The sequence below is a fragment of the Tepidimonas sp. genome, from assembly GCF_036825565.1.
Classification (GTDB): Bacteria; Pseudomonadota; Gammaproteobacteria; order Burkholderiales; family Burkholderiaceae_C; genus Tepidimonas.
In genome coordinates, this window is the sequence record NZ_DAISXZ010000099.1 from 1 (window position 1) to 6,498 (window position 6,498).

Annotated in this window: 7 protein-coding genes and 2 pseudogenes; all 9 read left to right on the plus strand. The window is 67.8% G+C overall.

Features of this window, described 5'->3' with window-relative positions; translation table 11 throughout:
- Positions 1-416, plus strand: a pseudogene (locus tag V7026_RS10655) (hypothetical protein); the annotation flags it as partial.
- A complete protein-coding gene (gene ubiB, locus V7026_RS10660; protein ID WP_334155364.1) occupies positions 413-1,966 on the plus strand; it encodes a ubiquinone biosynthesis regulatory protein kinase UbiB in 1,554 nt (517 codons plus the stop codon). The pseudogene V7026_RS10655 and the gene ubiB, both read left to right, overlap by 4 nt.
- 96 nt (positions 1,967-2,062) lie before the next feature.
- On the plus strand, positions 2,063-2,386 hold the full coding sequence (locus tag V7026_RS10665) for an FmdB family zinc ribbon protein (RefSeq protein WP_334155365.1): 324 nt from the start codon (positions 2,063-2,065) through the stop codon (positions 2,384-2,386).
- Positions 2,373-3,050, plus strand: a complete 678-nt coding sequence (locus V7026_RS10670; RefSeq protein ID WP_334155366.1) for a DUF502 domain-containing protein — start codon at positions 2,373-2,375, stop codon at positions 3,048-3,050. The genes V7026_RS10665 and V7026_RS10670 overlap by 14 nt, the downstream gene beginning before the upstream one ends.
- A gap of 36 nt (positions 3,051-3,086) precedes the next feature.
- A complete protein-coding gene (gene aspS, locus V7026_RS10675; protein WP_334155367.1) occupies positions 3,087-4,880 on the plus strand; it encodes an aspartate--tRNA ligase in 1,794 nt (597 codons plus the stop codon).
- Between the two features lie 36 nt (positions 4,881-4,916).
- The gene (locus V7026_RS10680) at positions 4,917-5,228 is read left to right on the plus strand and encodes a DUF883 family protein (RefSeq protein ID WP_334155368.1); all 312 of its coding nucleotides are present in this window, start codon (positions 4,917-4,919) and stop codon (positions 5,226-5,228) included.
- Between the two features lie 41 nt (positions 5,229-5,269).
- Positions 5,270-5,671, plus strand: coding sequence for a phage holin family protein (locus tag V7026_RS10685; RefSeq protein WP_334155369.1), 402 nt, complete (start codon positions 5,270-5,272; stop codon positions 5,669-5,671).
- Positions 5,658-6,008, plus strand: a complete 351-nt coding sequence (locus V7026_RS10690; protein ID WP_334155370.1) for a YqjK family protein — start codon at positions 5,658-5,660, stop codon at positions 6,006-6,008. The genes V7026_RS10685 and V7026_RS10690 overlap by 14 nt, the downstream gene beginning before the upstream one ends.
- Before the next feature lie 54 nt (positions 6,009-6,062).
- Positions 6,063-6,449, plus strand: a pseudogene (locus V7026_RS10695) (motility-associated protein); the annotation flags it as partial.
- Positions 6,450-6,498 lie beyond the last annotated feature (49 nt).

Below are 6,498 nucleotides of genomic sequence, written 5' to 3' on the forward strand. Positions count from 1 at the left end.
GGGCGGGGGACATTGGTCTGGTCGTGCGTATTTCACCGGCTGGTCTGCTGGAGAGCGCGGCCGACGAGGACCGCGCCGATCTGGTGCTCACCATCGGCGAGCCGTCCCCGCTGACCCTGGCCGGCAAGCTGGCGCGGGGCGACAAGCCCGCGGTGGCCATCGAGGGGGATGTGCAACTGGCCGCCGACGTGGCGTGGCTGGTGGACAACGTGCGCTGGGATGTGGAGGAGGACCTTGCCCGGCTGATGGGCGACGCCATGGCCCACACCCTGGTGCAGACGGCCCGCACGGCAGCCTCGGCCCTGCGCGCCTGGGTCGTCCCCGCCGCGCAGGCCGCCCGGGAGCGGGCGGCGGCGTTGCGCGAGCGTGTCGCGCCCCGGCGCGCGCCGGACGACAGCGGCGGGACGGCGCCATGAGGCGGTGGCTGCGCGGCTGGTTCATCGTCTGGGTCGCCCTGCGCTACGGCCTCGACGAACTCGTCCTGTCGGGCTTTCGGCACCCCATGCTGGCGTCTCTGCGCCGGCTGGTCACGGTCGGGCGCAACCTGTCGGCCCCGCGCGGGAAGCGCCTGCGCGAGGCGCTGGAGCGGCTGGGGCCGATTTTCGTGAAGTTCGGGCAGGTGCTCTCCACCCGCCGCGATCTGCTCCCCCCGGACATTGCGGACGAGCTGGCGCGGCTGCAAGACCGTGTGCCGCCCTTCCCGACCGAGGTGGCCATCGCGACCATCGAGCGCGCCTTCGGCCGCCCGCTGGATGCGGTGTTCGCCACCTTCGAGCGCGAGCCGGTGGCCAGCGCCTCGATCGCGCAGGTGCACTTTGCCACGCTGCGCGACGGGCGCGAGGTGGCGGTCAAGGTCCTGCGCCCCAACATGCTGCCGGTCATCGAGAAAGACCTGGCTCTGATGCGCACCATGGCGGGGTGGCTGGAGCGGCTGTCGCACGATGGCCGGCGCCTCAAGCCGCGCGAGGTGGTGGCGGAGTTCGACAAATACCTGCACGACGAGCTCGACCTCGTGCGGGAGGCGTCCAACGCCGCGCAACTGCGCCGCAACATGGCCGGCTTGAACCTGGTGCTGATCCCCGAGATGTATTGGGACCACTGCCGCAGCGATGTGCTGGTCATGGAGCGCATGCGCGGCGTGCCCATCAGCCAGGTGCAGCGGTTGCGCGAGGCTGGCGTGGACATCCGCCAGCTCGCGCGCGACGGCGTGACGATTTTTTTCACCCAGGTGTTTCGCGACGGCTTTTTCCATGCCGACATGCACCCGGGCAACATCCAGGTGTCCCTCGAGCCCGAGACCTTCGGGCGCTATATCTCGCTGGACTTTGGCATCGTCGGCACGCTCACGCAGTTCGACAAGGAGTACCTGGCGCAGAACTTCACGGCCTTCTTCCGGCGCGACTACAAGCGCGTGGCCGAGCTGCACATCGAGTCGGGGTGGGTGCCGGCCGGCACGCGCGTCGATGAGCTCGAAGCGGCCATCCGGGCCGTGTGCGAACCGTACTTCGATCGGCCACTGAAGGACATTTCGCTCGGGCTGGTGCTCATGCGGCTGTTCCAGACCTCGCGCCGCTTCAATGTCGAGATCCAGCCGCAGCTTGTCCTGCTGCAAAAAACGCTGCTCAACATCGAAGGGCTGGGGCGCGAGCTCGACCCGGACCTGGACCTCTGGAGCACGGCCAAGCCGTTCCTCGAGCGGTGGATGCTGGAGCAGGTGGGCCCGAAAAAATTCTGGAGCCAGCTCAAGGCCGAGGCACCGCACTACGCCAGGCTGGTGCCGGAGCTGCCGCGCCTGCTGCACGGCTATCTGCGCCAGCGGCCGACCGACCTGCGCAGCGAGATCGACCGCCTGGTGCAGGAACAGCGCCGCACCCAGCGGCTGCTGATGATGGTGATCTATGTGCTGTTTGGCTTCGTCGCGGGCCTGATGGCCATGCAGTGGTGGCTGCGCATGCGCCTGTGGTGACCCCCGCCCCTTGAAGGTCGGGTCCTCATACCCCACCTATAATGGAGAATTTTTCCGGATTGGTGTCCCAACTTCAAGTTCCTTGCAGGTGCAGCCATGCCCATCTACGCGTACAAGTGCGAGTCCTGTGGCCACGCCAAGGACGTGTTGCAAAAGGTGTCTGACGAGCCGCTGAGCGTGTGCCCGGCGTGCGGCGCGGCGACGTTTCGCAAGCAGTTGACGGCCGCCGGCTTCCAGCTCAAGGGCACCGGCTGGTACGTGACCGATTTCCGCAACGGCGGCGGGTCGGCCTCGTCCGCGTCCACCGGCGCGGCCGCCGCCACTGCCACCGCGGCGGGCAGCGCGGGGGCCAGCGCGGCCACGGTGACGGACAATGCCGCGGGCTCCACCCCGTGCGGGGCGGCCTGTGCCTGTCATTGACCGGGCGCGTGTGGTCGGCGCCCTGCGGCGGTGGCTGCTCGCGGGGCTGCTCGTGCTTGTCCCCTTGATCGTCACCCTATGGGTGCTTGAGTGGGTGGTCTCGACGCTGGACCAGACGCTCGACATCCTGCCGGCCGCGTGGCAGCCGGAGCGTTGGCTTGGCATGCGCGTGCCGGGCATGGGGGTGCTGCTGGCGCTGGCCATCGTGCTCGGTATTGGGGCGCTCGCGTCCAACTATGTCGGCAACCAGTTGGTGGCCTGGTGGCATGCGCTGCTGCAGCGCATTCCGGTGGTGCGCTCGATCTACTCGGGGGTCAAGCAGGTCTCGGACACGCTGCTGTCCGAAAAAGGCAACGCCTTCCGTCAGGCCCTGCTGGTGCAGTGGCCGCGCGAGGGCATGTGGACCATCGCCTTTTTGACCGGGGCGCCCGGGGGTGACGTCGCGCGCCACCTCCCGCCCCAGGACTACCTCAGCGTCTATGTGCCCACCACGCCCAACCCCACGGGCGGCTACTTCGTGATGGTGCACCGCCGTGACGTCGTGCCGCTGGCCATGACGGTGGACGAGGCGCTGACGTACGTCATTTCCATGGGCGTCATCGTGCCCGGTGGCCGCAAGGGCCCGCTGCCCCCGTCGGCCGTTGCGGCGCGCGGGTCGGCCTGAGTCCCGTTCGATTTCTGTTTTCCCAAGGTTTTTTCCATGCACATGCGCACCACCTACTGCGGTCTGGTGACCGAGGCCCTGATGGGGCAAACCGTGACCCTGTGCGGCTGGGTCAACCGGCGCCGCGACCATGGCGGCGTGATTTTTGTCGATCTGCGCGATCGCGAGGGCACCGTGCAGGTGGTCTGCGACCCGGACCGCCCGGAGATGTTTGCCACCGCCGAAGGCCTGCGCAACGAGTTTTGCGTCCAAGTCAAGGGCGTGGTGCGCGCACGCCCGCAGGGCACTGTCAACGAGTCGATTCGCAGCGGCCGCATCGAGGTGCTGTGCCACGAGATCACGGTGCTCAACCCTAGTGTGACGCCGCCGTTCCAACTCGACGACGAACACCTGTCCGAGACCACGCGCCTGACGCACCGCGTGCTGGACCTGCGCCGCCCCTACATGCAGCGCAACCTGATGCTGCGCTACCGCGTGGCGATGGAGGTGCGCAAGTTCCTGGACGCCAACGGCTTCATCGACATCGAGACACCGATGCTAACCAAGAGCACGCCGGAGGGCGCGCGCGACTACCTGGTGCCCAGCCGCGTGCACGATGGCATGTTCTTTGCGCTGCCGCAATCGCCCCAGTTGTTCAAGCAGTTGTTGATGGTGGCGGGCTACGACCGCTACTACCAGATCACCAAGTGTTTCCGCGACGAGGACCTGCGCGCCGACCGCCAGCCCGAGTTCACGCAGATCGACATCGAGACCTCGTTCTTGACCGAGCAGGAGATCCGCGACCTGTTCCAGGGCATGATCAAGACGGTGTTTGCCAACACCATTGGCGTGGATCTGGGTGAGTTTCCGGTCATGCCGTACGCGGAGGCGATGGCGCGCTACGGCTCCGACAAGCCAGACCTGCGCGTCAAGATGGAATTCACCGAGCTGACCGATGTCATGAAGGACGTCGAGTTCAAGGTGTTCTCCGGGCCGGCCAATCAGCCGGGCGGGCGCGTCGTTGCCCTGCGCGTGCCGGGCGGTGCCGAGATTAGCCGCTCCGAGATCGACGCCTACACCGAGTTCGTGAAGATCTATGGCGCCAAGGGGCTGGCGTGGATCAAGGTCAACGACCTGGCCGCCGGCCGCGACGGCCTGCAGTCGCCGATCGTCAAGAACCTGCACGACGCCGCCCTGCAGGCCATCCTGCAGCGCAGCGGGGCGCAAAACGGCGACCTGCTGTTCTTCGGCGCCGACAAGGCCAAGATCGTCAACGACGCCATCGGCGCGCTGCGCGTCAAGATCGGCCACAGCGAGTTTGGCCGCAAGAACGGCCTGTTCGAGGACCGCTGGGCGCCGCTGTGGGTGGTGGACTTCCCGATGTTCGAGTACGACGAGGACGAGGGCCGCTGGGTGGCGGTGCACCACCCCTTCACCGCGCCCAAAGACGGCCATGAGGACCTGATGGACACCGACCCCGGCGCGTGCCTGGCCAAGGCCTACGACATGGTGCTCAACGGCTGGGAGCTGGGCGGCGGCTCGGTGCGCATCCACCGCGTCGACGTGCAGAGCAAGGTGTTTGCCGCACTGAAAATCGGCCCGGAGGAGGCGCGCGCCAAGTTCGGCTTTCTGCTCGATGCGCTGCAGTACGGCGCGCCGCCGCACGGCGGGCTGGCGTTCGGCTTGGACCGCCTGATCACGCTCATGACCGGCGCCGAGTCGATCCGCGACGTCATCGCCTTCCCGAAGACGCAGCGCGCGCAGTGCCTGCTGACGCACGCCCCGAGCCCGGTGGACGAGAAACAGTTGCGCGAACTGCACATCCGCCTGCGCAACCCGCAGCCGGCGTGATACAGTGGGACCGATTGTCACCACAGGAGCCCTCTCATGACCGACAACACGCTGCAACCCAAGGACAAGCTCGTCGCCGACCTGAAGGTGGTCGTGGCGGATGCAGAGGAACTGCTGGCGGCCACCGCCCAATCGACGGGGGAGAAGGTGGCCGAACTGCGTGAGCGCCTGCAAGACAACCTGCGCTCGGCGCGGCACCGTCTGGCCGATGCCGAAGCGGCCCTGCGCGAGCGCACGCGCGAAGTGGCCAAAGCCACCGACCACTATGTGCATGAGCATCCCTGGAAGGCCATCGGTGTGGCCGCCGGCATTGGCCTGCTGGTGGGGATGCTGATCGGTCGCCGCTGATTGACCGCGCCGGGGCGGTTGCCGCTCTGCAAGCCAACGGCATGGCACAAGACGAAGGGGCGGCGGGCAGCGCTGCGTCGGAATCGTTCGGGTCGGCCGTTCGGGGCTGGCTGCACGATGCCGCCGAGTTGTTGCGCGTGCGCCTGGCGCTGCTGGGCGTCGAGGCGGCCGAACACGGCCAGGACATCGCCGGAGCGATCGGTGCGGCGGTGGTCGCCGCCGTGCTGTTGTCGCTTGGGCTGGGTTTTTTGGCGGTGTTGCTGACGGTGCTGCTCTGGGACAGCCACCGCCTGTTGGCTCTGGCGGTCTTCACTGCAGTGTTTTTGACGCTGGGCGCCGTCGCGCTCGCGTGGGCGCAGCGCCGCTTGCGCGGGGTCCGCTGGTTTGCCGCCAGCACCGCCGAGCTGGCCCGTGACATGGAGCGCCTGCGTGGCCGGGGGTGAGGCACGCCAGCGCCTCGCCGCGCGCCGGCAGGCGCTGCAGCAGCGCTCGACCGAGCTGCGCGAGCGCCTGGCGATGCACGGCGCCGCGCTGGCACCGGCCATGGACTGGGCCGATCGCGCACGCGAGGGCTGGCGTTGGATGCGCGCCCACCCCTGGGTGCCCGTGGCCGGTGCGGCGGTGCTGCTCCTGCGTCGCCCGCGTTTGGTGTGGCGCGGGGTTTGGTGGGCGTGGCGGGGATGGCGGCTGTGGCAGCGCTACGCCATCTGGCTGGATGCGTTGGGGGTGCGGCCCGGACGCCGCGTCCCGGGGGTCGGGGGGCGTGCAGGCCGCGCCTAACCCGTTAGGGTATGCCGATACAATGCTTCGCAACGTATAGACAGGACACGCCCCATGTTCGTCATCGTCGGCTGGCTGGTGGCCATCGGCTGTATCTTCGGTGTCTTCATCATCCACGGTGGCAACATCGGGGTCATCATGAAGGCGCTGCCCTTCGAGATGATCACCATCTTCGGCGCGGCCATCGGGGCGTTCATCGCCGGCAACCTGATGAAGGTGCTCAAGGGCGTCGGCCGGGGGCTGGGGGCCTGCTTCAAGGGCTCCAAGTACACCAAGGCCCGGTTCATGGACTTGCTGGGGCTGCTGTACGACATTCTGCAAAAGGCCCGCAAGGAGGGCCTGATGGCCATCGAGAGCGACGTCGAGAACCCCGACGCCTCGCCCTTGTTCCAGAAATACCCGACGATCGCCAGCGATCACCACACGGTCGAGTTCATGTCATGTCCCGGATGATTATGGGGTCGCTTTTGGAACAAATCCGATCTTCGCC

Coding starts and splice junctions, on each gene's coding strand:
- ubiB (WP_334155364.1), top strand. CDS start 413: ATGAGGCGGTGGCTGCGCGGCTGGTTCATCGTCTGGGTCGCCCTGCGC.
- V7026_RS10665 (WP_334155365.1), top strand. CDS start 2,063: ATGCCCATCTACGCGTACAAGTGCGAGTCCTGTGGCCACGCCAAGGAC.
- aspS (WP_334155367.1), top strand. CDS start 3,087: ATGCACATGCGCACCACCTACTGCGGTCTGGTGACCGAGGCCCTGATG.
- V7026_RS10680 (WP_334155368.1), top strand. CDS start 4,917: ATGACCGACAACACGCTGCAACCCAAGGACAAGCTCGTCGCCGACCTG.
- V7026_RS10685 (WP_334155369.1), top strand. CDS start 5,270: ATGGCACAAGACGAAGGGGCGGCGGGCAGCGCTGCGTCGGAATCGTTC.